The following is a 23,883-nucleotide window of genomic DNA, read 5'->3' as shown; positions in this document are numbered from 1 at the left end:
CGAGACGCCGCCGAACGCACGATAGAGGCAACATGGCGCAGGATCGGTAAGCTGCTCGACCGCTTCACCCCGCAGGAATGTGCGAATTACCTTGTCAACTCAGGATACGCTTCAACCTGATCTCATCTTGCTCTAGGGGGTGTCTCGAGTTGTAAAATGTGCAATTTACACATTTAATTTTGCTCTTGTATATAGAAATGTGTAATTTACACATCCGGTTTGCCCCTCTGGACGTGGCCGGTTCTATTCCTTATATCTTTAATCAAGAAATAGCAGAGGCACCCGATGACCCAGGCAACTCCGCCCCTGGAAGGCGAACCGCTTATCAAACCGTCCAGCACAGACCACGCACTTTATGACAGCGTGGTTGAGGCCTGTCGGACCGTCTATGATCCCGAAATCCCGGTCAATATATATGACTTGGGGCTTGTCTATACCATTGAAATCAATGATGAAAATGAGGTGGGCGTCACAATGACCCTGACCGCCCCCGGCTGCCCTGTGGCCGGTGAAATGCCCGGATGGCTGGCCGAGGCGATCGAACCCCTGGCAGGTGTCAAACAGGTCGATGTGCAACTGACATGGGAACCCCCATGGGGCATGGATATGATGTCTGACGAAGCCCGACTTGAACTGGGCTTCATGTAACCTTTTAATACCAAAGGGAAAAAATGCGTGCACGCAGGGCGCGCCTGCGATCAAGACGTCGTTTTCTGTCTAGCTTCATTTTCATTTTTGCAAAATACTCTTGTTCTTTTTCGTATTCGCTTAAAGCTTGGCAGGGCTGGATTGGAAGTTTTGTTTTGATATGATCCATCGTGATCTCCTTTATGCCTAAAGAATATCGAACAGCCGACGCACTTGCCTACAGCGATAACAGCAAGTAGATTTTCATTTATGAAAACAAAACTCTCATGGGATGACTTGGCCCTGTTCGCAGCGGTCGCGCGCGCGGGCGGTCTTGTTCCGGCAGCCAAAACGACCGGGACCAGTCCCGCGACCCTCAGCCGCCGCATGACCGCCCTTGAAAATCAGATGGGCCGTCGCCTGTTTCACCATGGCGCGGCCGGCTATACCATCACCGCCGACGGACGCGCGCTGTTGGCTCAGGCCGAGCGGATGGAAACAGCTGCAGCCGACATTTCGCAGTGGCAGAAGCAGCGCGCGGGCCCGGCCCGTATCCGGATTTCAGCCGGGACGTGGACATCAATGCAACTTGCTGATAATCTTATAGAATTCTGGCGCCCTGACTGTGACTGGGTGCCAGAATTTCTGCACTGCAACCTTGATATGGACATCGCTCGGCGCGAAATAGACATCGGCATCCGCAACCGGCGCCCTGATCAACCTTGGCTGGCCGGGCAACGGGTCGGGTACGTCGATTTCGCCGTTTATGCTCGTGATACAGATGTGAAAGGTTGGATCGGAACCAGTCACGACGCAGCCGCAACGCCATCAGCCCGGTGGGTGATGGAACATCACGGCGATGACATCACAACGACAGTCAACGACCCACGGCTGGCGATGGCGATGGCTGCCTCTGGCGTCGGACGCGTCGTTTTGCCTGTGTTTGTCGGTGAATACTACAGCAATCTTGTTCGATTATCCAGTTCAATCAAGGACTTACGATCAGAAGAATGGCTGGTCAGCCACCATGAAGGCCGTCACGAACGCCCTGTCCGACAAGCCCTGACAGCATTATTGAGCTTCTTAGGCAGCCGCACCAGTCATTTGGACAACGATCCCCTTGTGACTGAGGCAACACTTGCCTAGATTGTAACTGAAGGAGTTCAGCATGTTTTCGATCCCGGGCAAGCAAGCCGTTACCATAACACCTGCCGCCGCACGGCAGATCGCGAAACTGATGCAGAAAGACGGCCATATGGGGCTGCGCATCGGTGTCAAGAAAGGCGGCTGTGCAGGTATGGAATATACCATGGATTATGTCACGGAAATCGATCCCCATGATGAGGTCATCGAACAGGATGACGCCCGTGTCATGATCGCGCCGATGGCGCAAATGTTCCTGTTCGGCACTGAGATCGACTATGAGGTCTCACTACTGGAATCCGGTTTCAAATTCCGAAATCCCAATGTGGTCGATGCTTGTGGCTGTGGCGAATCCATCAAATTTAAAGACACGGCCAACGCCTCAGTCTCGGCAAAAGTAAGCTAAACATGCCTGTGGGTTTATTCAGCCCAGAACAAATCCATCTAGGGTTGGAATTTGCCTGTTTTTAAATGGCCTGAGTAATTTTGTAACAGTTTTATGACATATTCCTAACGTTATCTTACCTTACGTCATACCATGGGACGGGGACGAAGGTAACAGCCTGAAAGGGCTGCGTAACGAGGAAGGGATTTGCCATGAAGAGTTTTATGGGTCGATCACGTATGGCTCTGCTGGCCATCAGCGTATTTTCACTAACAGCACCAGTCAGCCACGCCGATCGCGTGCTATTGGAAGCGCCGGACGGAACGGTTCGGTTTGAAGGCGAACTGATCGCTTTGAACGACACTGAATATGTTCTGCAAACCGGGGCCGGAAGTATTCGCATTTCACGCAATAAAGTGAACTGCACTGGCGCGGGATGTCCGACAATTGAAAAACCGCAGGCGGATCTGGTCATTCGCGGCTCGGACACGGTCGGCGAAGAGCTGATGCCATTGCTGATCGAGGGCTATGCAAATCAGCTGGATGGATCCATCGGGCGCAGCACGAAGGTAGGCGCTGACACAACCAGTCTTGAGGTCACGAATATGTTCAGCTCGAGAGAACCTGTTCTGGTGACCGAGGTTCAGGCCGCAGGCTCCAGCACCGGGTTGCGCGCACTGATCGAAAACCAGGCAGATATCGCGATGTCATCGCGCCCTGCACGCCCGTCGGAAGTTGAGGCCGTCGCTCAGCAGGGTCGTGGCAACATACTGAATATCAGCCAGGAATACGTGATTGCGGTCGATAGTATTTTGACGGTCATTTCGCCGGATAATTTCGTCAATGAGCTGTCGGTCCAACAGGTGGCCGAGATATTCTCGGGGCGTATTCGCAACTGGTCCGAGGTTGGCGGCCCAAACATGCCAGTCACCGTTTACACCCGCCCGGCCACATCGGGTACGCGCGGAGTGTTTGAGGAGAAAATCCTTGAACCGGTCAATTTCGTCATGTCACCCAATGCCGTCGTTCTGGGATCGAATGAAGAAATCGCCGAAGCTGTGACCAGGGATCGTGGCGGGATAGGATATGTTGGATTTGCATCAAAGCGCGGCACGAAGCCCGTCGATTTGATTGCCAGCTGTGGCCTGCGGATGAAGGCCACGGATTTCTCGGCCAAAACCGAAGAATATCTGCTGGAACGTCGCCTGCGCCTGTTTGTGGATAATGGGCCACGGACCGAGCATGAGCGGGGATTGCTGGACTTTGCGATTTCGTCCCAGGCTGACGCACTGATCCAGAAGGCGGGCTTTATCGATTTGGGCATCAAAGTCAGCTCGGATCCGTTAGATACGAACATGCTGATGCAATCTGCGTTGGAAAGCAACGAAACGCAGTCACTGGAAGCGCTGCGCAGAATGCTAAACGACCTGAACGGTGCACAACGTCTGTCCACGACATTCCGGTTCGAAACAGGCTCGGCCCGGCTGGACAACAAATCGCTTCGTGATGTGAAGCGCGTTGTCGATTATCTGAGCCAGCCACAGATGCAAAATCGCGAGGTGATCGTCGCAGGCTATACCGATGATTTCGGCAAGTTCGATGCCAACGCCCGCCTGTCGGAAAGCCGCGCCTTTGTTGCGCTGCAGACGCTGCTGAACCACCCAGATGCGGGTGAATTGCGGAATATGCGTGTGCGGTCGGTGGGTTACAGTGAACTGGCACCGGTGGCCTGCAACGATACCACCGACGGGCAGCGCAGGAACCGCCGCGTGGAAATCTGGATCAAGTAACCGCGCAGGACTACCGAAAGACTTGACCTCTGCCCCTGTGCTTGCCATGCCGGTATCAGGGACAGAGGGGAATGTCAGATGCGCAAGAAAATGGCCGCCGGAAACTGGAAGATGAATGGGACCGCCGGTGATTTGGGTGAAATCGACGCCCTTATGTCCAGCCACAGTGATCCGTCTGTCGATATCCTGATCTGCCCGCCCGCGACCCTGATCAGCCCGATGAAGACGCGTATCGGCGATGGGGCCATCCATGTGGGCGGTCAGGATTGCCACATCGAACAGTCCGGCGCCCACACCGGCGATATCTCGGCCGGGATGCTGGCCGATGCGGGGGCGTCCCACGTGATTGTCGGGCATTCAGAATGCCGCGCCGATCATGGCGAAAGCAACGATGATGTCCGCGCCAAGGCCCGCGCCGTGTGGGATCAGGGCCTGACAGCGATCATCTGTGTCGGCGAAACGCTGGAACAGCGAGAGGCCTCGAACACCCTCGATATCATCATCGGCCAACTGGCGGGATCGATCCCCGATAATGCGACGGGGCACAATCTGGTGGTTGCCTATGAACCGGTCTGGGCTATTGGTACCGGCAAAATTCCGACGCTGGACCAGATTGGCGAGGTTCACGACTTCATCCGCGCCCGGCTGGAACGCCGCTTTGGCAGTGGTGTCGGGCGATCTGTCAGGCTGCTTTATGGCGGGTCAGTCAAACCGTCGAATGCGGCCGAGATTTTTGATGTTTCGAACGTGGACGGTGCTTTGGTCGGCGGCGCATCGCTGAAATCCAGCGACTTTTCGCCAATTATCGCAGCGTTAGAGGCCAGTCTTTAACGATTGCCACAAATTCCCAGACTGTTTCCGCTTTTTTGACACTTTCTTAAGTACATCAGCTTTATGTGACCAACATGAGTTCGGAGTGCAGGATGTTACGTGCTTTTCTGGTTAGCCTGATTTTGGGTTTTGCAGTTCTGGGGGCCAGTGCGGCCGAAGCCTGCCGCAAGGCGAATATGCCCCGTGGGGCTGATCGGACGATCCCGACATCAAACATCAATCAAAATCTGTTCAGCAAAGCGGTGCTGGTTGAGGTGAATTATCAACGATGCCGCGCGGGGCTGCGCCCGTTGCGTAATAACGGCAATCTGGTCAAAGCGGCCAGCGGTCACAGCGCGTGGATGGCCAAGGCACGTAATCTGTCCCATAAATCGACCCGGCGCGGTCATCGCACCGTCGCCGACCGGATCAGCCGCAACTACGGTAATTTCTCTCGGGCGTCCGAAAATATAGCCACCGTTCAGCGGTATTGGCTGGACAACGGGCGGACGTTCTACACCAAGAACCTGGCCGAGTGTCATTTTGAAAACGGTCGCCGTGACCGCATTCCACCACACAGCTACCGGTCATTGGCGCAATGGACCGTCAAACTTTGGGTGGATTCGCCATCACACCGTCGCAACATCATGGACCGCGATGTCAAACATATCGGCACCGCCGTTCAGTTCGATCCACGGCACAAGAATTGCGGCGCCTATTACGCGACGCAGAACTTCGCCAGCAAGTAGGTCAGGATGGGGCCTTCGGCCCCGCCCCTTCTAAGGCATCGTCTTCAAAACTAGAACGCGCGGCTTTAAGCCACCCGCCCGGTGTGAAACACCGGGCAGCGACCGTCCGCCCCCATGGGCGGGCGCTTCACGCCCACCCGCGGACGGTCGCTGCCCTCTGTATCACAGCATTTATGTTTCTGATTTGTGTGGCGGTGCTCTAATTGGCCAATGAATAGACGACCGTCACTGTCGCCCGAATGTCCATCTGACCTTCTGCAATAGGCACCGCGGCGCGTTCCATGGACTGCATCTGCATCGTCGGGCCTGGTCCAACGGGCTGCTGAATAAATTCGCTGATCGACATCACGGGACCAACAGCCGCACCCGCGGCCTGCACATAAAGTTCGGCCCTGGCGCGGGCATCGGCCACGGCTTCCTGCCGCGCCTGGTTCATCGCCACATCACTGTCTCGCAGTCCAAAATTCAACCCATAAAACTGGTTCACACCGTTTTCCGTCACGATCCCGATGATATCCCCCAGACGATCAAGGTCCTTGACCTGAACACTGACGGTATTCGACACACGATACCCTGAAATCTGCGGGGGCTGATCCTGCCTGGCACTATTGCGCACATAAAGCGGGTTCAGGTTCAGATTTGATGTCTGAATGTCTTCGGCGGCCACTCCGTTTTCCTGCAACAGCGACAGCATCTGCGCCACCGTTTCCGAGTTTTCCGTCAACGCCGCGCTCGCCGTCGCCCCATCACTGATGACACCCAACTGAAGGGTGGCCATGTCGGGCGTCACCGAAACCTCGGCCTGGCCCTGCACTGTAATCGTCCGCTCGGTCTCGGCCACAGCCGGAATTGCCAATGCAATAAACGATAATATCAAAAGTAACCGCATATCCTGTTTCTCCTATATCTGTCTCGACACCCTTATGACGCGCCATACCGCCGATTTCTTGGGCTGTGCCTTTCGCACGGCGGAAACCTGCTATAAGACTTATTTAATCAGTTTTTGGTCGAAGATGAGACTGCATTTTCAAAAGGTCAGCGGACGGCCTATCGTATGAAGCCAAGCTTTGCGCTTTTTCTATCTGTCGGTGAAATCCGACTTGTGTGTCGCGGCCCGAACGGGTGGGACAGCGTTGGTGTGGCCGATATTGAAGATGAGGCTCTGTCTGATCGTCTGTCTGAATTGCGCAGCACGGCCGTGTCACTGGATCGCGGGCCGGTCACCACCAAGCTGATCCTGCCTGAAGATCAGATCAAATATCTGGACTTTCAGATAGATGCCAATGCTGATGCGGACGATCAGGTCAGGCAGCACCTGCAGGGCGCCACCCCCTATGAGTTGGATCAACTGGCCTATGATTATGTACAGGTCGGTGAAACTGTTCAGGTGGCGGCGGTGGCCCGGCAAACCCTGAAAGAGGCAGAGACATTCTGCGTGGCCCACGGCTTTAACCCTGTGTCATTTGTCGCAAACGCCGATCAAGATGTGTTTCAGGGCGAACCATTTTTTGGCCCCACCCGATTTTCCCAAGATATTCTTGAACACGGTGACCGCATCGAACCCGATACACAACCGGTTGTCGAAACAGGGCAACAGGCTGAACCCGGCCAGGTCCCATTTACGGATATATCGCTTTTTGGCGATATCACCTTGGGCGATGAACAAAGCCAGGGCGAAAATCTTTTCGCACAAGCCGAAGCGCCAGACGATCAGGCAACCATAGATCAGACTGAAATGGTCGAAACTGACCTTTCGGAGAACCCGGACAGCATTGAAAACGATACCCCCCTTATCCTGACAAAGCAATCTGAGCCTGAGCCTGAGCCTGAGCCTGAGCCTGAGCCTGAGCCTGAGCCTGAGCCTGAGCCTGAGCCTGAGCCTGAGCCTGAGCCTGAGCCTGAGCCTGAGCCTGAGCCTGAGCCTGAGCCTGAGCCTGAGAAGGCTGTTCAGGATCAGCCCGAAAAACAAGAGCTTCTTTCAGACGATACCGCATTAGACAAAACTCATGTGGAACCGGAAAAGGCAGCAGAACCGGATCAACCCGCCGTGGCTGCCGTCACCACCGATCAAGCGCCCGCAAAGTCCGCTTTCGGTGCCCCAAAATCAAATGACCGGTCGATAAAAACCGACAACGTGCCCAAATACGCAGCAGCGATTGCGGCCGTTATTCTGGTCGCCACAATCCTGTTCACGGTGCTGGGGTCAAACGAACGCCCCCAAGGCGCACCCGCTTCAGACACGATTGCACAAACCGACCGCCCAGACACCGATGTCGCCCTGTCTGATGAGGAAATCGCCGATCAGGGCATCGCCGAGGCCGACCAGAATGTCGTCGCCTTCCCGATTGCCGTCCCAACCGAAGCGGCCGACAGCGCGACAATAGACCTATGGCAGCAGGCGCCGGATGCCATGGTGCCCCCATCACCCAATACCATCGACGACCTTTATATCGTGTCGCTCGACCCAGCCGTCGCCGTGTCGGATGCTGTTGCACTGCCCCCGGTCCGGCTGTTTGACCTGCCGTCGGTCGACACCTTGGCAGTCGCCCCAACACCCGAAACGGAACTTGTCGAACCCACACCGGATGGCGCCACGACACCCGACGGTGTGACGGTCTATACTGGCGCACCGCCGATCATACCGCCTGTGCGGGAAGACCAAGAAGAGACCGTTCAAACGGACGAAACCCAACCCGATCCACTGGCGCTGTTTCGGCCAAGGCCGCGGCCCGATGATCTTGCTGAACAGGCTGAACGCGCACGTCTGGGCGGCCGAACCATAGACGAACTATCGACCCTGCGCCCCCTGATCAGACCTGATGATCTGGCCTCGTCCGAACCGACACCGCCACAACAGGGGCTTGGATCGACCGTTGTGCTTGAAAATCTTAGCCCGGATACCAACAATGCCGTCGCGGAAGCCTTGTCCGGGTCGCCTCTGGCTGTTAACAGATCGCCAACACCCAAAGCCAGACCGCGAAATTTTTCACAAATAGTGAACAATGCAACGCGTCCGGCTGCCCCCGCCCCACGCCAGGCCCCCGCGCCCGACGTGATCGATATTCAGCCATCGCGGCCCTCGGGCCAGACGGTGGCGCAAAATGCAACTCTGACGAACGTGATCAATATGCGGCAAATCAATCTGATCGGTGTTTTCGGAAAGCCGTCCTCGCGCGAAGCGCTGGTGCGCCTGCGCAACGGTCGCTATGTCAGGGTGCAGGTAGGCGATACATTGGATGGCGGTCAGGTCACCGCCATCGGTCAAAGCGAGTTGCGATATGTCAAACGCGGCCGCAACATATCGCTGCAGATGCCTGGCAACTGACGACGGCTATTCTGCCGCCGTTCCCAAAACACCGCGTTCGATCTGGTCTTGCTCGATCGACTCGAACAGCGCTTTGAAGTTACCCTCGCCAAAGCCGTCGTCACCCTTTCTTTGAATGAACTCGAAGAAAATCGGCCCGATCACGGTTTTTGAGAAGATTTGCAACAAAATACGGGTCTCGCCGCCGCCCACGACACCTTCACCATCGATCAGAATGCCATGTTTCATCATCTTTTCGATCGGCTCGTCATGCCCTTTCACCCGGTCATGACTTTGGTGATAATACGCCTCGGGCGGTTTCGGCATGAATTTCAACCCACGATCCGCAATCGCATCAGTCGCCGCATAAATGTCCCTAGCCCCCACAGCGATATGCTGAATGCCCTCACCGTTGTACCGCCGCAGGTATTCGACAATCTGGCCGTTTTCGCTGCGATCTTCGTTGATGGGAATACGGATGCGCCCACAGGGCGAGGTCAGCGCGCGGGAATAAAGCGCTGTATATTTGCCCTCGATATCAAAGAAACGGATTTCGCGGAAATTGAACAGATCACCATAGAACTTGAACCAGACATCCATATTGCCCTGATGGACATTATGCGTCAGGTGATCGAGGTAATAGAACCCCACGCCCTGTGGATGCGCCTTATCGCACCAGTCAAATTCATCGTTATAAGGGTTCGTTTCATAATACTGATCGATAAAGTAAATCAGCGATCCGCCGATGCCCACAATTGCCGGAACATTCATCGTCTTGCCCGCGCCGTCATAGGGTTTCGCGCCTTTTGCAACTGCATGATCGAAGGCATGCTGCGCATCCACCACACGCCAGGCCATCGACGGCGCGCAGGGCCCGTGTTCCTGCACAAAGGAATGGGCATGACTGCCCGGTTCATTGTTCAGCACATAGGTGATGTCGCCCTGTTGCCACAGCTCAATCGCCTTGGTCTTGTGCGTCGCCGTGTGGATGTAGCCCATCTTGGTAAACAGGTCGCGCAGCTGATCGGGGTCGGGGTGCGCAAATTCCACAAATTCGAACCCATCGGTCCCGGCCGGGTTCTGATCGGTGATTTCAGATTTTGGCGCATCATGCGGAAAAGGGCCCATTTTTTATCCTTTCAAATGGTCACAGTGAAGAGATATGTCATCTAGCCTGTGATTTCTGCGCATTCTGCCATATGGTTTTTACGAATAATGCGCAAAACGCGCTTCAATACCGCAAAGAGTGCACGATAAACGCATGACATTGGATTCGATTGATCAACGGCTTCTGGCCGCACTGCAAAAAGATGCCCATCTGACGTCGCAGGAACTGGGCGAAATGCTGCATCTGTCTGCCAGCCAGATCGGACGCCGCCGCCAAAGGCTTGAGGCCGAAGGCATCATCCGACACTACGCAGCGCGCCTGAATGCACATAAGCTGGGCCTGACGGTTCAGGCCTTTGTTCAGGTGGCGCTTAAGGCCCATGGCCCTGAAAATGCCAAATCCTTCGCACGGCTGATCGACAGCCGACCCGAAATCACGGGTGCCTGGGCCCTGACGGGCGAGGCTGACTATCTGCTGCGCGTCTATGCCGAAGATCTATCGGCGCTGAACAGTGTCATCCACGACGTGCTGCTGCCACATCCGGCTGTGGCGCGCGTGCAAAGCCAGATCGTGATGGACCAACTTAAGGCCGACGCGCCTTTGCCAGTGTAGGGATAAGACATGGAAGGTTTTCTGCTTCAGGCAACGATTTACCTTGGCGCAGCAGTGGTGGCGGTGCCGATAGCCTCACGCCTTGGGTTGGGATCGGTGCTGGGATACCTGCTGGCCGGTATCATGATCGGCCCGGTCCTGGGCTGGGTCGGATCAGAAACGCAAGACCTGCAGCACTTCGCGGAATTCGGCGTCGTCATGATGCTGTTCCTGATCGGCCTGGAACTGGACCCGCGCGCGCTGTGGAACATGCGGGACCGGTTGATTGGGCTCGGCGGTCTGCAGATCGGGCTGACGACCGTTCTGATCATGGGGGCCTGTCTGACGCTTGGCTTTGACTGGCAACCGGCGCTGGCGATCGGGTTGACTTTCGCACTAAGTTCGACGGCCATCGTCCTGCAAACCCTGTCGGAAAAGGGGCTGATGCAAACCAACGGTGGGCGCAGCAGCTTTTCGGTCTTGCTCAGCCAGGATATCGCGGTCATCCCCATGCTGGCGCTGTTGCCCCTGCTGGCCACGGGCGCCGACATGCATTTGGCGCCCGACGGATCGGTCGATCTGGGACATAGTACCGATGATCATGGCCATGCAACCATGTCGCTGGTCGAAGGACTGCCGGGCTGGGGCGTAACACTGGTGACCCTTGGCGTCGTCGCCACGATCATTTTCGCCGGCATCTATCTGACGCGGCCCTTGTTCCGTTTTATCCACCTGGCGCGCCTTCGGGAAATGTATACAGCCTTTGCGCTGCTTATTGTTGTGGGCATTGCTGAAGCCATGATCCTGGTGGGGCTATCCCCCGCCCTAGGTGCATTTCTGGCGGGCGTCGTTCTGGCAAACTCGGAATTCCGGCATGAGCTTGAGGCCGACATCGAACCCTTTAAGGGGCTGCTGCTTGGCCTGTTCTTTATCACCGTCGGGGCGGGCATCAATTTTCAGGTTCTCTTTGCAAATCCCGCCACGATCATCGCGCTGACATTACTGCTGATCCTGATCAAGGGGGGCGTTCTGTTCGTCATAGGACGTATGTTCGGACTGAAAGGGCGGGATCGCTGGCTGTTTGCCCTATCCTTGGCGCAGGCGGGTGAGTTCGGCTTTGTACTACTGTCCTTTTCGGTGCAGCAAAACGTCATCGACCCGATGGTGTCGCAGCAACTGCTGCTGATCATTGCACTGTCGATGCTGATCACGCCGCTTTTGTTCATGTTCTACGAATTCCTCAGCGGTCGGATGACCGATACGGGCACCCAGGAACAGCCTGCCGACACGATTGATGAACAAAGCGAAATTATCATCGCGGGCATCGGGCGCTTTGGTCAGGTCGTCAACCGCATGGTCCAAATGTCGGGGTTCAAGACAACGGTGCTGGACAACGATCTGTCGACGATTGAACTGATGCGAAAATTCGGCTTCAAGGGCTTTTTCGGCGACCCAAGCCGGCCCGAGCTTTTGCACGCCGCAGGGCTGGCACAGGCAAAGGTTCTGGTAGTCGCGATGGACGACCCCAAGGCCTGCACCCGCATCGTCGAAAATGCCCGTCGCGAACGGCCCGATCTGCACATCATCGCGCGCGCGCGGGATCGGATTCACGTCTATGAACTTTACCGCGCGGGTGCGGATGACATTGTGCGGGAACTGTTTGATTCCAGCCTGCGCGCCGCACGATATGTGCTTGAAAATATGGGGCTATCTGAATTCGAAGCCGCTGATGCCGAAACGAATTTCTATAAAGTCGACCGCCATTCGCTGCGCGAACTGGCCGACGTCTGGAAACCCGGCGTGCCCGTCGCCGACAACCCCGAATATATGGAACTGGCCCACAAGCTGCGTAAAGAGCTTGAAACGGCACTAGTCACCGAACTGGATGAAAAGAAGGAACAGAAAGAGGCTTAAGCGCCTGCGAAGTCAGTATGAACGTGCTGAGGGCAGCGACCGGCCCGAGGGTGGGCGAGAAGCGCCCGCCGTCGTGCTTAAAGCACGCCTTTGGCGTGACGGGGGCGGGTCGGGCGCTGCCCGGTGGTGCCCACCGGGCGGGAAAGTTATATCAAGTCCTGACACACCCCTTAAGTCCGCCAGAACTGGATCGTAAGGATCGCATAGACGGCCATCAGCTCAAGCCGTCCGATCAACATCGCGGCCGACAATATCCATTTCGCGGCATCGTTCAGGTCACCGAAGTTCCCCGCCGGGCCGATCTGTTCCCCCAAGCCGGGACCGATGTTCGCCAGCGCGGCCGAGGCGCCGGAAACAGAGGTGATGAAATCCAGCCCCGTCATCCCCAACAGCACCGAAAACACGCCCAGGGTCAGGATAAACAGCATGAAAAAGGCCATGACCGAATTCAGAATATCCTCACCCACGGTGCGGCCATCATAGCGCGGGGTGAAAATGCCGTGCGGCGAATGCAATTTCTGGATCTGCGCCTTGATCGATGTAAACAAAAGCTGATAGCGGAAAATCTTTATAGAACAAGAGGTTGAGCCAGCACACCCCCCAATCAGACCAACAAAAAACAACATCACCACAGGAAAGCTGCCCCAGGTCATATAGTCTTCGCTGGCGTACCCCGTCCCCGTCAGGATCGACGTGACGTTGAACAACGCCTTGCGCAGGCTTTCTTCCGACAGACCGGCCCGCATCCAAAGATAAAGCGTCAGGATAGTTGCCAAAACCAGCGTGACGGTCAGAAACACCCGGATCTGGCTGTCGTGAAAGACCGCCGTTGGGCTGCCGGAAATCATCTGAACGTACCGCACAAAGGGCAATGCAGCCAGCACCATGAAAATCACCGCCACATATTCAGCCGCCGCAGGCAACGCGCCGAAGGATGCATCATAGCTGGAAAATCCGCCCGTTGCGACGGTCGTCATAGCGTGAACCACCGCATCGAACATCCGCATGCCGCAGGCCAGATAGGCAAAGGTGCAGGCGATTGTAATCGCGATGTAGATCACTGATATTCTTGATGAAATCTCGGTCGCGCGTGGCAGGATTTTACCAAAGGTATCAAACCCTTCGGACCGGAAAATCTGCATACCGCCTACCCGTAGTTCGGGCAGAAACACCATCGCTACAACGATGATGCCGATCCCACCCAGCCACTGCATGATCGCACGCCACAGGATCAGGCCCTGGGGCAGATCATCAAGGCCCGAAAAAACCGTCGATCCGGTGGTTGTCAGCCCTGACATCGCTTCGAAAAACGCATCTACAAACCGCGCCTCAGTCGCGCCCAGAAGAAACGGCAAAGCCCCGAAAAACGGCAACGCCAGCCAAACTGATGTGGTCAGCAGAAAGGTCTGCTGGATCGTCAGCCCCTGTTTCACGCCATTGGCACAGGCCACAGCGATCAGCCCCCCGGAAACAATTGTAATGATTGCACTTTCCAAAAAGACCGCCCAATGCGGATCACCAATGAGAAGATCCATCGCCATGGGGGCCAGCATCGTCAGACCAAGGGCGGTGACGAGCAATCCGATAACATATCCAACAGGGCGCAGATCAAACATTATGCGCAGGGTTGGCGTCAGCCGCCTGTGAAGTCAAGCGCGCAGCTCTAATCGGCGGGGGCAGGTTTGGCCAAGGCCTCTTCATCCTCGGACGGGGCGACCAGACAGAGCCGCAGCAATGGTGGAACCGTCAGCAGCGTTAGGAAGGCTGACATCGATAAACCGCCCACAACCACGGCGCCCAGACCGCGATACAGCTCGGATCCTTCGCCAGGAAAAACCACCAGCGGCAGCATCCCCATGATGCTGGTCAGCGTGGACATGAAAATCGGCCGTATCCGGTTTTCCGTCGCTTCCTCAATCGCATCGATCGGGTCCATCCCTTCGTCGCGCAGATGATACAGCGCCTGGTGGACGATCAGAATGGCGTTGTTCACCACGATCCCGATCAGAATGATGAACCCAAGCAGGGTCAGCATATCAAGCGGCTGCGTCTGGAACGTGTTCAGCAGCGCCAGCCCCCCAACGCCGCCCGCCGCCGCCACAGGAACCGAGATCATGATGACCAGCGGCAGAACGAAGCTTTCAAACAGGATCGCCATGACCAGGAACACGATGATCAGCGCAACGATCAGGTTGATCTGAATGGCCTCCCAGGTCTGGCTCAGTTGGTCGGCAGTGCCGGACACGCTTAGCCGAATGCCGGGCGGCAGCCCCTGTTCCTGCAAGGGGTCTATGACTTCGGCCTGCAACAGCTCAACCGCGGCCTCCAGCGGCAACGCGTCCGACGGCCGGATTTCCAGCGTGACCGTCCGCAGCCGGTCGCGGTGGCGAATTTCGGTGGGGCCCGCCGTCACCCGGACTTCGGCCAGTGCTGATACCGGCACGATCTGGCCCGATGGCGTCACAACCGGGAATGACCCGATATCTTGCGTGCGCAGGTCCGACAACATCGACCGGTCGCCCATCAGCACCAGGTTCAGACGGTCGGCGCCTTCGGTAATCTCGGCCACGCGGACACCGTCGTTATAGGCATCGACTGTTATGGATAGCGCGCCCGCGTCCAGCCCCGCATCGGCCAAGCGCAGCCGGTCGGGGATCAATCGCACCTCGGGCGCGCCCAGCTCAAGGCCGGGGATCGGACGGAACTGGTGACCTTCGGACCGGGGCAGCAGGCCCGAGACGATCCCCGCCGCCTGCCCGGCCACACCCAATATCTGTTCCAAATCCTGACCCGACACATTCAGCTCAATCGTACGGCCCCCGCCGACACCGCGACCAAACAGCGACGGCTGCGTCATGAACCCAAAGGTGCCCGGTTCGGCAAAGATCGGCCCCGACAAGATCGGGATCAGTTCCGATACGCGCGTACCATCAACCGCTGTAGCCCCGACAAAGCTGTTGCCGGGCGTGGCGACAAAGAAGAAGTTGTCGACCGTTGGCGTGCCGTCTTCCAGTGCCAGGGCCGGTGATGCCTCCCACAAGGGTTGGGCGGTGCGTTCGATGCGTTCGGCAATGGTTTCGGTCGTATCCAGATTGTATCCGGGGGGCGGAATGATCAGACCGAAGACCAGATTGCGGTTGCCTTCGGGCAGATATTCAAGACGGGGCAAAAATACATAAGTTGCGATAGCAGCCGTGCCACCGATCAAGACGACCATAAAAATACCAAGGGTTCTGATACGAACCGTGGCGCGTATATACATCATGACCAGCGCCTTGAACCCGCGTGCAAGATGGTCAATTCCGGGCAGCTTCAAAGTGACCTGTTCGCCCTTTTTCAGCAAACGGCTGGACAGCGCGGGGATCACCGTGACCGCGACAACCAGCGACAACAGGACCGAGACTGAGATCGCAACGGCGATATCCCGGAACAGCTGCCCGGCCTCAAGCTGCATGATCAGAATCGGCACAAAGACCAGAACCGTGGTCAGGGCCGACACCAGGATGGCGCCCCAGACCTGTTTTGCACCGCGATAGGCGGCCTCGCGTCGGCTTAAGCCCTGTTCGCGTAATCGATAGATGTTTTCCAGCACCACAATTGCCGCGTCCACAATCATGCCGACGGCAAAGGCAATCCCAGCCAGCGAGATTACGTTCAGCGTGCGGCCCGTCGCCGCCATCGCCACAAAAGTCGCCACAATGGAAACCGGGATCGCCAGCGACACGACCAGCGTCGCGCGTGGGCTGCGCAGGAACAACAAAAGGATGGTCGCCGCCAGAAGCCCGCCGATCCAGATGTTTTGCGTGACCAAATCAATCGCGCCCTCGATATAGATCGTTTCATCATAGACCTGCTGAAGCCGCAGGTTCTGTTCGGCCACCGGGCCAACGGCCAGTTCGTCGATCACACGGCGCACTTCCTCCATCGTCTCGATCACATTGGCGCCCTGTTCGCGCACGATGTTAAAGGCAAGTCCCGGTTCGCCGCGGAACCGCAGGCGCGCGGTGGGTTCGGAAAAGGCAAAACCCACATCAGCCACATCAGCCACGCGAACACGGCCCAGGGCGCCGGTGCCCGCTTCGGACCGTAAAACCACACTTTCGATGGCCTCGACCGTATCCAGGCTGCCCTCGGCCCGGACAACATAACGACGCTTGCCCTCTTCGATATCCCCTGCCGAGATCGAGATGTTTTCGGCCCGCAACCGGTTCACGACCTCGGGCACCGTTAGACCAAAACGGGCCAGACGGCGCGGATCGACAACGATCTGCAGTTCGCGGGTCACACCACCAAAGACATTGACCGCCGATACACCTTCGACCCGTTCCAGCCGGTCTTTCACGACGTCTTCGACAAAATCGCCATAGGTTGCCATAGGCCTTGTGTTGCCTTCGCCCGCTGTGACCAGCACCCAGGCAATCGGGCTGTCATCATCGCCCGAGGTATTCAGCGTCGGTTCGCTGGCCTCATCGGGGTAATTGCCGACCCGGTCCAATCGGTTCGACACCAGCAACAATGTCTCGGTCATATCGGTGCCGATAGCGAATTCCAGCGTAATCTCGGCCTCGCCCGTTTGCGAGCTTGAGGTCATGATATCCAGCCCCTCAAGCCCGCGCAGGGCCTCTTCCTGAGGATTGACGATTTCACGCTCAATCTCGATCGGGGCGGCGCCGGGCCAATCTGTCGATATCACGACAATGGGATTGCGCACGTCTGGGGCCAGCTGGATCGGGATGCGGGTCAGCGCGATGGCCCCGAACAGAATGGCCATGACAACCGCCGCGATAACGGCGACGGGGCGTTCGATGGCAAAGCGGATGGGGTCCATGGCGTCGTGCCTCTTAGTTTGCGCTGCTGTTCTGTGCCGCGGCCATATCCGCGGGCTGGATGGGCTGGCCGGGCCGCAGGCGTTCATTGCCGCGCACGACAACCTGATCGCCTTCGTCCAGACCGCTAAGCAATTCGAACCGGTCGCCCATCGCGACACCCACTGTGACCGACCGCGGTTGGGCCGTACCATTGTCATTCACAAAAACCGTCCAGCCGCCGCGCCCCTGGACCAAAGCGTCCTTGGGGACCGACAGCACTTCGCGCGGGGTATCGACAGGGATCGAAACCGTGATCGACTGACCAACTGCCACAGGGCGCCCATTTTCCGGAAAGATTGCGTTGAACCGCACCGGCCGCGTCCGCGTCGCTGCAAATTCGGTGGGCAGGATCGCGCGAACGCTCAGGTCGACCTCATACCCGTCCTCGGTCTGGGCCAAGACGATCAGATCAGGCGTCAGCGCAGCGATGTACCGCGATGGCACATTGGCCTCGACCTCAAGCGCGCCCACGTCCAACAGCCGCGCCACCGATGCGCCCACCTGAATGAACTGCCCCGGATCGGCACTGACCGACAGAACAACACCAGAAAACGGGGCGGTGATGCTGGCCCGGTCCAGATTGTAGCGCGCCTGCGCCAGTGACGCCTGAGCATTCAGCAGACGTGCCTCGGCTTCGGCCAGTTGTCCGCGCGCTTCGGCCAGATCACCGGTTGCCTCGTCAAAGCGCCCCTCGGAAAAGGCCGAGGTCCCGCGCAGGGAATCGATCCGCGAAAAATCACTGCTGCGGCGCTGAACGCGGGCGCGGGCCACGGCGATACCTGCCTGGGCCTCAGCCAAAGCCGCCTGGGCCTGATCCAGTTCGATCTGCAGCAAATCCGTATCCAGCTGCGCCAAAAGCTGGCCTTGCTGAATATTGTCGCCCGTCAGCACATCAACGGTCGCAATCAAACCACTGACCTGGGCCGCCACATCACTTTCGCGCGACGCAACAATTTCACCGAAAACCGGCACGGTTTCAGACAGCTCTCGCACCTCGACCGTTTCAACACCGACAACTGACGGGCCGCCCTGCGCCAGCGCGGGCGTCGCATTAAGAGACACCGCTGCCAGGGTGATCACGGCGATGCGCGACATATTGGAAAGACTCAGTTGCATTGCCCACCTCATCCACTTTCAAATTGAACTTAGGGCATTCGTTCAAACAGCAACACACCCAAATGCATTATGTGCTCACGATCAGGTCAACTGAGCCGGATTGCCCGTTATTTCCGCAAATGACTTGGCCCCCGGAAAAATGCCACATATATCAACATCATGTTTGCAGATTTCCTGAAACGCCTTTTGGCGACCGACCCCGAACCCCTGAATGATCTGGATGCCAGGCTGGCCCTGACGGCACTGCTGGTGCGCGTGGCCAAGTCGGATGGTTTATATGAAGCCTCGGAAAAAGAGCGGATCGAACGGATCACCTCGGCCCGCTATGGCCTGACACCGGTGGGCGCGACCGAACTGCGTGGCGATGCCGAAACACTGGAAAGCGAAGCGCCCGACACTGTCCGCTTTACCCGCGCCATCAAGGACGCCGTCGTCTATGACGAACGCGCGGGCGTGGTTGAGGCGCTTTGGGATGTGGCGCTGGCCGATGGCGTACGCGACGATGCCGAAGACGCCCTCTTGCGGCTGGTCGCCAATTTGCTGGGGGTCAGTGACCGCGATTCGGCCTTGGCACGGCAAAGGGTCGAAGCCCGCCATCAATGATCGCAGCCCTGCCCATGTATGATCGGCCCCAGACGCAGGATGCGAATGACCGGTTATGGGCCCTGGTGCATGGGCATCTGACGGATCTGGGCATTCCATCCCCGCCTGAACTGACCCGCGACCGCCCGTTGTGGGATATCTGGATAGCCCCCGATCTGGTTCTGGCCCAGACCTGCGGCGGCCCTTACCGGGAAAAACTGCACCCCACGGTCACGCTGGTCGGCACGCCCGACTACGCCCTGCCCGGTTGCCCCCCTGGGTACTACAACAGCGTCGTCATCGCACGTCAGTCGGGCGACGCAGACCCTTTCGATAGACCCCGCCTGGCCTACAATGACCCGCTGTCGCAGTCCGGTTGGTTCGCCGCCAAAAGCTTCGCGCGACACCACGGCATTACGTTTTCGGCAACATTAGAAACCGGCGCACACGCCAATTCAGTCACTGCTGTATTGAACGGCCAGGCCGACCTGGCCTTCATCGACGCCCACACCTGGCGCATGATCTGCAAATGGGACCAGACCGACGGCCTGACAGAACTGGCCCGAACCCAGCCCACCCCCGGACTGCCCCTGATCACAAGCCCTGGCCACGACAGACAGGCCCTGTTCGACGCGGTCCACCAATCAATCACCGATCTACCCGATCACGACCGCACAACGCTTGGGATCGCCGGTCTGATAGATATTTCAGCAGACGCATATCTTGTGGCCTAAGGGCCGACAACGGTTATAGATAATCCGCCACATGGTACATTCAGGGAACCCACTGCAACTTGACTGTTACAGCGTTATCCTGATTGATCGCGTAATGTTAAAGGCGATGAAACAGTTCACTTTTTACCTTATCATGATGGCTTGTGTTGCATCAGCGCAAACTGATCGCAACATAAACGTCTTTTTTGGCTTTGACTTCATTTTGGCGCCCATCACCGTAAAATGGGCCTGCGGAGGTGCACGGGATCAGGATTTGACTGCATTAAAAGCGCTTATTTCCGCATTTCCCGAGGACGCCAAACGGGCCGATTTGCAAGGTTATATTGATGACATGCTGCAGGTGCCCGTTGGTCAGGCAGGCTTGGTGCAAATACTTGGAAATAGAATAACAGACGAACAATCGGAACAACTCTGCAATGCCGCACGCCCGCTTAGTATCGTTTGGGCCACCCCACAGCAACTCATGAATGAGGATAACGATCGCGATATGCCCGAAGAACAAAGAAAGACATGGGCAGCGTTTTGGCAAGTCATCGAAAACATTTAATGATCAGGTTAAGATCATAATCAGCTGGCATCAAAAGTCTGGTTTAAGCCTTGTGGATAACATTTCAACGAAGCCACTGACCGATCAGTTTCGATATTTGACATTGCTTCACCTTCTACAAAATCCCACCAAAGGGAAAAGTTATCAGTCCACGTGATCAATTCACCCCATTCATTCCTGCCCAATCAACATGCAACGCCCGAACATTCCGCACGATATTTAACGATTTTTTCCGGTTTTCGCTGCGTCAAGCGGAATGAAAGCATTGCATTTGACGGAAAACTGCGCCCTACTATTAGTCCTCATTAACATGGGAACGCATGTGTCAGACAACCCCGTCATAGAGATTCGTGATTTGCACAAATGCTACGATGAACTTGAGGTTCTCAAGGGCGTCGATATCACTGCAAAACGGGGCGATGTCGTATGTTTGATCGGATCGTCGGGGTCAGGCAAATCGACGCTTCTGCGCTGTGCCAATCTGTTGGAAAACAGCCAGCAGGGTGAGATTTTGTTCGAAGGCGAAGCCGTTCACTGGAAAGGTCAGGGGCTGTCACGGCACCCCGCGGACCGCGCGCAGATGATCCGCATCCGGACCAACCTGTCGATGGTGTTTCAGCAGTTCAACCTGTGGGCCCATATGACCATCCTGCAAAATGTGATGGAGGCACCGGTGACCGTCCTGCGCCGCGACAAGGCCGAGGTTGAAGAGGCCGCGCGGATGTATCTGGACAAGGTCGGCATCGGCGATAAATGCGATGTCTATCCCGCGCAATTGTCGGGCGGCCAGCAGCAGCGCGCCGCCATTGCCCGTGCCCTTGCGATGGAACCCAAGGCGCTGCTTTTCGACGAACCCACCTCGGCCCTGGACCCCGAACTGGAACAGGAAGTGATCCGCGTGATCAAGGCCCTGGCGGCCGAGGGACGCACAATGATCATCGTCACCCATGACATGAATCTCGCCCGTGATGTCAGCGACCACGTCGTTTTTCTGCATCAGGGCCTGATCGAAGAGGAAGGCGCACCAGACGCCGTTTTCGACACGCCGCAATCCCCCCGCCTGCAGCAATTTCTGTCTGCCGGCAAAGCGGCCTAAAACAAAAAAGCCAACAGGAGAGTCAAACCAAATGAAAAAAATAATTCTTTCAACCGCCGCCCTGGCGCTGACCGCCAGCATGACCTTTGCCGCGGGTCACGGCACCACTGTCCGCATGGGCACCGAGGGCGCCTACCCCCCCTATAACTTCATCAACGATAACGGTGAACTGGACGGGTTCGAACGCGAAGTGGGTGACGAACTTTGCGCCCGCGCTGAACTGACCTGCGAATGGGTCATGAACGACTGGGACTCGATCATCCCAAACCTTGTGTCATCTAACTACGACACCATCATGGCGGGCATGTCGATCACCGACGAACGGGATGAGGTTATCGATTTCACCCAAAACTACTATCCACCTGCGGCCTCGGCCTATGTCGCGACCAGCGACAGCGTTGATATCACAGGTGGCGTGGTTGCGGCGCAGGCCACAACGATCCAGGCGGGCCATGTTGCCGAAAGCGGTGCGACATTGCTGGAATTCGCGACCCCCGATGAAACCATCGCTGCCGTCCGCAATGGCGAAGCCGACGCGGTTTTCGCCGACAAAGACTTCCTGGCCCCCATCGTTGAAGAAAGCGGCGGAGAGCTGATGTTCATCGGTGATGATGTTCCACTTGGCGACGGCATCGGGATCGGTTTGCGTGAATCTGACACAGAACTCAAAGCAAAGCTTGACGCAGCCATCACCTCGATGAAAGAAGATGGTACGCTGAACGAATTGATCGTCAAATGGTTCGGTGAAGGCGCACCCATCTACTAATCTGAACGGTGGGGCCCTGATCGGGCCTCACCCTGACTTGGTTTATGTTTTCATTTTGCACCGACCCCACAACGCTAGCTGACTGGCAATGGATGGCCTGCTACCTGACAACGGGGAAGCACATGGCCTTTTACGCCAGCTTTGGAACGGTTTTACTGTTGCTTGCAGTGACGGCCCCCTTGGCACTGGCCTTTGGCTTTGCAGGGGCTGCAGCGGCGCGGTCGGCACTCCTGCCTTTGCGCTGGTTTGGCAAATCCTACATCGCCATTGTCCGCGGCGTACCCGACATCGCGTTTTTTCTGTTCTTCGTCATCGCGCTTGATCAGTTTTTTGAATGGATCAGACATCAGGCGCTTTGCCCCGACTGGGATCAGCCGATCCGACAGGGCAATGATTTCGTGGTCTGTGCCGCAGCCAAACTACCCCTCAATACGGCGCCCCAATGGATGCACGAAGGCTATGGGTTCTTCCTGGCCGTCCTGACCTTTGCCATCGTCTTTGGTGCCTTTTCCGCGAACGTGCTGTTCGGCGCCATGCGGGCGGTGCCACTGGCCCAAATGGAAACCGCAGCCGCCTATGGCATGAGCACCCGCCAAAGCTTCTGGCGCATTCTGGTGCCGCAGATGTGGGTCTATGCCCTGCCCGGCCTCAGCAACCTGTGGATGGTTCTGATCAAATCCACGCCGCTTCTGTTCCTTCTGGGCGTCGAAGATATTGTCTATTGGGCGCGCGAACTGGGCGGCACCAAGACGTCGCGGTTCACCGATTACCCCCATGGCGATTGGCGCATGTGGTATTTTCTGGGGCTGCTGGTCTTCTATCTGGCCTTTACCAAGATATCGGAAATTGTACTTGATCGACTGACACGCCGACTGAACCACGGTCAGGCGACCAGCGGTGGGGAAAAACTGCGAAGGGCCGCCGCATGAGCTGTTGGCAAACCGTTCAGGACTACGCCTTTCGGTCCCTGGGCTACGGCGAACGCCTGCTGCCGCGCAGTGACTTTACCCTATGCGAACAGGTCACGCTGATCGGGTCCGGCATGATCTGGAATATCTATTTCGGCCTTTTTGCCCTCATCAGCGGGTTTTTCCTGGCCGTGCTGGTGGCCCTGGGCAAGGCATCGCCGCTGTTCTGGGTCCGCAAACCGTCCGAGTGGTTCGTGTTTATTTTCCGTGGCTCGCCGCTGTTCATTCAGTTCTTCTTTGCCTACTTCCTGTTCCTGTCCTTCCGTCAGGCCGACGTCGGCCTGGGCTGGCTGACAAACGCCTGGGCAGGCGCGCTGGTTGTGCTGTTTCTGAACACCGCCGCCTATTCGGCCGAGATTTTCTATGGCGCCCTGCAATCCATTCCAAAGGGCGAGGTCGAGGCCGCCGACGCCTATGGCCTGTCCGGCTGGAAACGGTTTCGCCGCGTCGTCTTTCCCACCATGCTGCGCCTGGGCTGGCCTGCCTATACGAACGAGGCGATCTTTCTTTTCCACGCCACAGCCCTGGTTTTTTTCACAGGCTTCCCCGCACAGCAACAGCGCGGCGATGCGCTTTATTATGCGAACTATTTCGCGGACAAGACCTTCAACCCCTTTGTCCCCTATCCCATTCTAGCGGTCTTCTTTATCCTGATGACCCTGGCGATCATAGGCGTCTTCAGCCTGATCAACACACGCCTCAACCGCCACCTACCCCAACAAAAGCGCCCGAAACTGCGGATCAGACCGCAGATCATTCGTTAGAACTAGGGCCCCTTTCTGTAG

At 57.1% G+C, this 23,883-nt stretch carries 22 protein-coding genes; 16 read left to right on the top strand and 6 right to left on the bottom strand.

Features of this window, described 5'->3' with window-relative positions; genetic code table 11:
- Positions 1–285: 285 nt before the first annotated feature.
- On the top strand, positions 286–648 hold the full coding sequence (locus tag H7848_RS03035; protein ID WP_208347825.1) for an SUF system Fe-S cluster assembly protein: 363 nt from the start codon (positions 286–288) through the stop codon (positions 646–648).
- A 4-nt stretch (positions 649–652) separates the two neighbouring features.
- Here the strand turns inward: H7848_RS03035 and H7848_RS03030 are convergent, their stop codons facing one another.
- A complete protein-coding gene (locus H7848_RS03030) occupies positions 653–817 on the bottom strand; it encodes a hypothetical protein (protein ID WP_208347823.1) in 165 nt (54 codons plus the stop codon).
- Between the two features lie 80 nt (positions 818–897).
- Between H7848_RS03030 and H7848_RS03025 the strand changes: the two genes are divergently transcribed.
- The 5 genes from H7848_RS03025 to H7848_RS03005 all read left to right on the top strand — a co-directional run bounded on the left by H7848_RS03025 (position 898) and on the right by H7848_RS03005 (position 5,504).
- Positions 898–1,773, top strand: coding sequence for a LysR family transcriptional regulator (locus tag H7848_RS03025; protein WP_208347821.1), 876 nt, complete (start codon positions 898–900; stop codon positions 1,771–1,773).
- Positions 1,774–1,795: 22 nt separating this feature from the next.
- Complete coding sequence (locus H7848_RS03020; protein ID WP_208347819.1) at positions 1,796–2,176, top strand: HesB/IscA family protein; 381 nt, start codon at positions 1,796–1,798, stop codon at positions 2,174–2,176.
- Positions 2,177–2,367: 191 nt separating this feature from the next.
- A complete protein-coding gene (locus tag H7848_RS03015; protein WP_208347818.1) occupies positions 2,368–3,945 on the top strand; it encodes a substrate-binding domain-containing protein in 1,578 nt (525 codons plus the stop codon).
- Between the two features lie 78 nt (positions 3,946–4,023).
- Positions 4,024–4,776 carry a triose-phosphate isomerase gene (gene tpiA / locus H7848_RS03010; RefSeq protein WP_208347817.1) on the top strand — a complete coding sequence of 251 codons (753 nt, stop codon included), beginning with the start codon at positions 4,024–4,026 and terminating at the stop codon, positions 4,774–4,776.
- Positions 4,777–4,868: 92 nt separating this feature from the next.
- Positions 4,869–5,504, top strand: coding sequence for a CAP domain-containing protein (locus tag H7848_RS03005; RefSeq protein WP_208347816.1), 636 nt, complete (start codon positions 4,869–4,871; stop codon positions 5,502–5,504).
- 199 nt (positions 5,505–5,703) lie between these two features.
- Here the strand turns inward: H7848_RS03005 and H7848_RS03000 are convergent, their stop codons facing one another.
- Positions 5,704–6,393 (bottom strand): SIMPL domain-containing protein, encoded by a 690-nt coding sequence (locus H7848_RS03000; RefSeq protein WP_208347815.1) that lies wholly within the window; start codon positions 6,391–6,393, stop codon positions 5,704–5,706.
- A 165-nt stretch (positions 6,394–6,558) separates the two neighbouring features.
- Between H7848_RS03000 and H7848_RS02995 the strand changes: the two genes are divergently transcribed.
- Complete coding sequence (locus H7848_RS02995; protein WP_208347814.1) at positions 6,559–8,829, top strand: hypothetical protein; 2,271 nt, start codon at positions 6,559–6,561, stop codon at positions 8,827–8,829.
- Positions 8,830–8,835: 6 nt separating this feature from the next.
- Here the strand turns inward: H7848_RS02995 and hppD are convergent, their stop codons facing one another.
- Entirely contained in the window at positions 8,836–9,936 is a 1,101-nt protein-coding gene (hppD, locus tag H7848_RS02990; RefSeq protein ID WP_208347813.1) for a 4-hydroxyphenylpyruvate dioxygenase, read from the bottom strand.
- A gap of 133 nt (positions 9,937–10,069) precedes the next feature.
- Between hppD and H7848_RS02985 the strand changes: the two genes are divergently transcribed.
- Together H7848_RS02985 and H7848_RS02980 are read left to right on the top strand one after the other, a co-directional pair.
- Positions 10,070–10,528, top strand: a complete 459-nt coding sequence (locus H7848_RS02985; RefSeq protein ID WP_208347812.1) for an Lrp/AsnC family transcriptional regulator — start codon at positions 10,070–10,072, stop codon at positions 10,526–10,528.
- A gap of 9 nt (positions 10,529–10,537) precedes the next feature.
- A complete protein-coding gene (locus H7848_RS02980; protein WP_208347811.1) occupies positions 10,538–12,421 on the top strand; it encodes a monovalent cation:proton antiporter-2 (CPA2) family protein in 1,884 nt (627 codons plus the stop codon).
- A 170-nt stretch (positions 12,422–12,591) separates the two neighbouring features.
- Here the strand turns inward: H7848_RS02980 and H7848_RS02975 are convergent, their stop codons facing one another.
- From H7848_RS02975 to H7848_RS02965, 3 genes are read right to left on the bottom strand one after another with little or no spacing between them, the layout of a single operon-like run.
- Complete coding sequence (locus tag H7848_RS02975) at positions 12,592–14,037, bottom strand: TrkH family potassium uptake protein (RefSeq protein ID WP_208347809.1); 1,446 nt, start codon at positions 14,035–14,037, stop codon at positions 12,592–12,594.
- A 47-nt stretch (positions 14,038–14,084) separates the two neighbouring features.
- Positions 14,085–17,249 carry an efflux RND transporter permease subunit gene (locus H7848_RS02970; RefSeq protein ID WP_208347807.1) on the bottom strand — a complete coding sequence of 1,055 codons (3,165 nt, stop codon included), beginning with the start codon at positions 17,247–17,249 and terminating at the stop codon, positions 14,085–14,087.
- A 13-nt stretch (positions 17,250–17,262) separates the two neighbouring features.
- Positions 17,263–18,405: an efflux RND transporter periplasmic adaptor subunit gene (locus H7848_RS02965; RefSeq protein ID WP_237072542.1), complete on the bottom strand. Its 1,143-nt coding sequence runs from the start codon at positions 18,403–18,405 to the stop codon at positions 17,263–17,265.
- 159 nt (positions 18,406–18,564) lie between these two features.
- Between H7848_RS02965 and H7848_RS02960 the strand changes: the two genes are divergently transcribed.
- The 7 genes from H7848_RS02960 (at position 18,565) to H7848_RS02930 (ending at position 23,862) form a co-directional block, all read left to right on the top strand.
- Positions 18,565–19,008, top strand: coding sequence for a tellurite resistance TerB family protein (locus H7848_RS02960; protein ID WP_208347805.1), 444 nt, complete (start codon positions 18,565–18,567; stop codon positions 19,006–19,008).
- On the top strand, positions 19,005–19,721 hold the full coding sequence (locus H7848_RS02955; RefSeq protein WP_208347803.1) for a phosphate/phosphite/phosphonate ABC transporter substrate-binding protein: 717 nt from the start codon (positions 19,005–19,007) through the stop codon (positions 19,719–19,721). Before H7848_RS02960 ends, H7848_RS02955 begins: the two co-directional genes overlap by 4 nt.
- Before the next feature lie 106 nt (positions 19,722–19,827).
- The gene (locus H7848_RS02950; RefSeq protein ID WP_208347801.1) at positions 19,828–20,268 is read left to right on the top strand and encodes a hypothetical protein; all 441 of its coding nucleotides are present in this window, start codon (positions 19,828–19,830) and stop codon (positions 20,266–20,268) included.
- A gap of 322 nt (positions 20,269–20,590) precedes the next feature.
- A complete protein-coding gene (locus tag H7848_RS02945) occupies positions 20,591–21,364 on the top strand; it encodes an ABC transporter ATP-binding protein (protein ID WP_336512052.1) in 774 nt (257 codons plus the stop codon).
- 31 nt (positions 21,365–21,395) lie between these two features.
- Complete coding sequence (locus tag H7848_RS02940) at positions 21,396–22,130, top strand: transporter substrate-binding domain-containing protein (RefSeq protein WP_208347798.1); 735 nt, start codon at positions 21,396–21,398, stop codon at positions 22,128–22,130.
- A 44-nt stretch (positions 22,131–22,174) separates the two neighbouring features.
- On the top strand, positions 22,175–23,059 hold the full coding sequence (locus H7848_RS02935) for an ABC transporter permease (RefSeq protein ID WP_208347797.1): 885 nt from the start codon (positions 22,175–22,177) through the stop codon (positions 23,057–23,059).
- The gene (locus tag H7848_RS02930; protein WP_208347796.1) at positions 23,056–23,862 is read left to right on the top strand and encodes an ABC transporter permease; all 807 of its coding nucleotides are present in this window, start codon (positions 23,056–23,058) and stop codon (positions 23,860–23,862) included. Before H7848_RS02935 ends, H7848_RS02930 begins: the two co-directional genes overlap by 4 nt.
- The last annotated feature ends 21 nt before the right edge of the window (positions 23,863–23,883 follow it).

Source organism: Pseudaestuariivita rosea (assembly GCF_017592335.1).
In the GTDB taxonomy this organism is placed as follows: domain Bacteria; phylum Pseudomonadota; class Alphaproteobacteria; order Rhodobacterales; family Rhodobacteraceae; genus Parasulfitobacter; species Parasulfitobacter rosea.
Note: the sequence above shows the minus strand (reverse complement) of the source record. Positions and strands in the feature narration are given on the sequence as shown.

What these genes read in the sequence shown, in the direction of transcription:
- H7848_RS02970 (WP_208347807.1), bottom strand. Translation starts at nt 17,249, where the DNA reads ATGGACCCCATCCGCTTTGCCATCGAACGCCCCGTCGCCGTTATCGCG.
- H7848_RS02935 (WP_208347797.1), top strand. Translation starts at nt 22,175, where the DNA reads ATGTTTTCATTTTGCACCGACCCCACAACGCTAGCTGACTGGCAATGG.
- H7848_RS02985 (WP_208347812.1), top strand. Translation starts at nt 10,070, where the DNA reads ATGACATTGGATTCGATTGATCAACGGCTTCTGGCCGCACTGCAAAAA.
- H7848_RS02930 (WP_208347796.1), top strand. Translation starts at nt 23,056, where the DNA reads ATGAGCTGTTGGCAAACCGTTCAGGACTACGCCTTTCGGTCCCTGGGC.
- H7848_RS03035 (WP_208347825.1), top strand. Translation starts at nt 286, where the DNA reads ATGACCCAGGCAACTCCGCCCCTGGAAGGCGAACCGCTTATCAAACCG.
- H7848_RS02940 (WP_208347798.1), top strand. Translation starts at nt 21,396, where the DNA reads ATGAAAAAAATAATTCTTTCAACCGCCGCCCTGGCGCTGACCGCCAGC.
- H7848_RS03000 (WP_208347815.1), bottom strand. Translation starts at nt 6,393, where the DNA reads ATGCGGTTACTTTTGATATTATCGTTTATTGCATTGGCAATTCCGGCT.
- tpiA (WP_208347817.1), top strand. Translation starts at nt 4,024, where the DNA reads ATGCGCAAGAAAATGGCCGCCGGAAACTGGAAGATGAATGGGACCGCC.
- H7848_RS03025 (WP_208347821.1), top strand. Translation starts at nt 898, where the DNA reads ATGAAAACAAAACTCTCATGGGATGACTTGGCCCTGTTCGCAGCGGTC.
- H7848_RS02955 (WP_208347803.1), top strand. Translation starts at nt 19,005, where the DNA reads ATGATCGCAGCCCTGCCCATGTATGATCGGCCCCAGACGCAGGATGCG.
- hppD (WP_208347813.1), bottom strand. Translation starts at nt 9,936, where the DNA reads ATGGGCCCTTTTCCGCATGATGCGCCAAAATCTGAAATCACCGATCAG.
- H7848_RS02995 (WP_208347814.1), top strand. Translation starts at nt 6,559, where the DNA reads ATGAAGCCAAGCTTTGCGCTTTTTCTATCTGTCGGTGAAATCCGACTT.
- H7848_RS03015 (WP_208347818.1), top strand. Translation starts at nt 2,368, where the DNA reads ATGAAGAGTTTTATGGGTCGATCACGTATGGCTCTGCTGGCCATCAGC.
- H7848_RS02960 (WP_208347805.1), top strand. Translation starts at nt 18,565, where the DNA reads ATGTTTGCAGATTTCCTGAAACGCCTTTTGGCGACCGACCCCGAACCC.
- H7848_RS02965 (WP_237072542.1), bottom strand. Translation starts at nt 18,405, where the DNA reads ATGCAACTGAGTCTTTCCAATATGTCGCGCATCGCCGTGATCACCCTG.
- H7848_RS02980 (WP_208347811.1), top strand. Translation starts at nt 10,538, where the DNA reads ATGGAAGGTTTTCTGCTTCAGGCAACGATTTACCTTGGCGCAGCAGTG.
- H7848_RS03005 (WP_208347816.1), top strand. Translation starts at nt 4,869, where the DNA reads ATGTTACGTGCTTTTCTGGTTAGCCTGATTTTGGGTTTTGCAGTTCTG.
- H7848_RS03020 (WP_208347819.1), top strand. Translation starts at nt 1,796, where the DNA reads ATGTTTTCGATCCCGGGCAAGCAAGCCGTTACCATAACACCTGCCGCC.
- H7848_RS02975 (WP_208347809.1), bottom strand. Translation starts at nt 14,037, where the DNA reads ATGTTTGATCTGCGCCCTGTTGGATATGTTATCGGATTGCTCGTCACC.
- H7848_RS02950 (WP_208347801.1), top strand. Translation starts at nt 19,828, where the DNA reads ATGAAACAGTTCACTTTTTACCTTATCATGATGGCTTGTGTTGCATCA.
- H7848_RS03030 (WP_208347823.1), bottom strand. Translation starts at nt 817, where the DNA reads ATGGATCATATCAAAACAAAACTTCCAATCCAGCCCTGCCAAGCTTTA.